We start from the raw sequence: 2,346 nt of genomic DNA, 5'->3' as shown, positions 1-2,346 counted from the left end.
GAGTTTTGCCGCTTTCGGCTTCGGCGCAGATTTGGGCGCGGCTACCGGTCGTGCAGGCTCGGCCACCTGCACTCGAGATACCGGACGCTGACGCATCCAGTCGCCGTACCCGCCGACATACTCCTCGAATCGGCCCTCCCCTTCCCAGGCAATGACGCTGGTGGCCACGTTGTCCAGGAAGTCCCGGTCGTGGCTCACCAACAGCACCGTGCCGTCGAACTCCACCAGACGGGACTCCAGCATCTCCAGGGTATCCGCATCCAGGTCATTGGTGGGCTCGTCCAGTACCAGCACATTGGCAGGCCGGGTGAACAGCTTCGCCAACAGCAGCCGATTGCGCTCACCACCGGAAAGGGCCTTCACCGGCTGGCGGGCGCGGGCCGGCTCGAACAAAAAATCCTGCAGCCAGGACAGCACATGACGACTCTCGCCACCCACGGTGACCCGGTCGCGTCCTTCGCCCACGTTGTCCACCACGCTGGCCTCCTCGTCCAGTGCGGCCCGATGCTGATCGAAGTAGGCCACTTCCAGGTGGGTCCCCAGGCGCACCGTGCCCGCATCGGGCTGCAACTGCCCCAGCAAGAGCCGCAGCAAAGTGGTCTTGCCGACGCCGTTGGGGCCGATGATGCCCACCTTGTCACCGCGCAGGATCAGGCTGGAGAAGTCCCGGATCACCGGCTTGCCCCCGTAGCTGAAGCACAGGTTCTCGGCTTCGGCCACGATGCGACCGGAGGGTGCCGCCGACTGGGTCTGCAGGCGGGCAGTGCCCAGACGCTCCCGACGCTCGGACCGCTCGGCCCGCAGGGCCTTGAGGGCGCGCACCCGGCCTTCGTTACGGGTTCGCCGGGCCTTGATCCCCTGGCGAATCCAGACCTCCTCCTGGGCCAGCTTCTTGTCGAACAAGGCGTTCTGGCGTTCCTCGGCCTCCAGGGCCTCGGCCTTGCGCTGCAGATAGGTGTCATAGTCACCGGGCCAGCTGGTGAGCCGCCCCCGATCCAGCTCGATGATCCGGGTCGCCAGGCGGCGCAGGAAGGCCCGGTCATGGGTGATGAACAGCAGGCTGCCCTCGAACCCCAACAGGAAGCCTTCCAGCCACTGGATGGCGTCCACATCCAGATGGTTGGTCGGCTCGTCCAACAATAAAAGATCCGGCGCCGTCACCAGGGCGCGGGCCAGCAGCACACGGCGCTTGAGGCCGCCGGAGAGACTGTCGAAGGGTGCCCCCCCCTGTAGCTCCAGACGGGACAGCACCGTCTCCACCCGCTGCTCCAGGGTCCAGCCGCCCACTGCCTCCAGCTCATGCTGGCACCGCTCCAGGGCCTGCAGTGCCAGGGGATCGTCGGGACGCTCCCCCAGGTCATGCACCAGCCGGTGGTACCGCCGCACCAGCTCACCCACATTGCCCAGGCCATCGGCCACCACGTCGAAGACACTGCCCTCCAGCCCCTCCGGCACCGCCTGTTCCAGCATGGCCACCCTGAGGCCGTCCCGGCAGACGATCTCGCCGTCATCGGCCTGCATCTCCCCGGTGATCAGGCGCATGAAGGTGGACTTGCCCACGCCGTTGCGCCCCACCAGACACAGGCGTTCTCCCGGCTCAATGGACAGATCCACACCGTCCAGCAGCTGATGTCGGCCAAAACCGAGTTTGATGTTGCGAAAGACGAGCAGAGGCATGGAAGCATCCGGAAAGTAAAATCCCATTGTAACGCAGGGCGGCCCGGGGATTGGGCGGGGATGGTAGCCACTCCGCAGGCGTAATCCCGTAAAATACGGCCTGATCACCCACTCATGACGGACCCCCCCTTGAGACTCACGGCCTCCGAATACCGGCACTGGAAGAACAAGTCCATCACCCTGCTGGGCATGTCCGGCGTGGGCAAGACCCGCCTCGCCCATCAGCTCCGCCGCGCCCACTGGTTCCATTTCTCCGGGGACTACCGCATCGGCAGCCGCTATCTGGATGAGCCGATCCTGGACAACATCAAGCGCCAGGTGATGCACATTCCCTTCCTCAAGGAACTGCTGCGCTCCGATTCCATCAGCATCGTCAACAACCTGTCGGTGGACAACCTGCAGCCGGTCTCCAGCTTCCTCGGCAAGCTGGGCAACCCGGAGCGGGGCGGACTCTCCCTGCAGGAATTCAAGCGCCGCCAGCGCCTGCACCATGACGCCGAAGTGGCCGCCATGCGCGACGTGCCCGAATTCATCCTCAAGGCCCAGGATATCTACGGTTTTGATAACGTCATCAACGATGCCGGCGGCAGCGTCTGCGAGTTGGATGACCCCGGGGTCATGGAACTGCTGGCGGAACACACCCTGATCATCTACATCAAGGCCACCGAA

1 protein-coding gene and 1 pseudogene are annotated in these 2,346 nt (G+C 64.9%); one reads left to right on the top strand and one right to left on the bottom strand.

What is annotated here, in order from left to right; all coding sequences use genetic code 11:
- Positions 1 to 1,677 (bottom strand): ATP-binding cassette domain-containing protein (locus LQ952_RS15715; RefSeq protein ID WP_238623556.1); only part of this gene is annotated, 1,677 nt, incomplete at its 3' end.
- 129 nt (positions 1,678 to 1,806) lie between these two features.
- Between LQ952_RS15715 and LQ952_RS15710 the strand changes: the two are divergent.
- Positions 1,807 to 2,346 (top strand): annotated as a pseudogene (locus LQ952_RS15710) (ATPase); the annotation flags it as partial.

Source organism: Ectothiorhodospira lacustris (assembly GCF_022227785.1).
In the GTDB taxonomy this organism is placed as follows: domain Bacteria; phylum Pseudomonadota; class Gammaproteobacteria; order Ectothiorhodospirales; family Ectothiorhodospiraceae; genus Ectothiorhodospira; species Ectothiorhodospira lacustris.
This window is presented reverse-complemented; position numbering and strand designations above follow the sequence as displayed.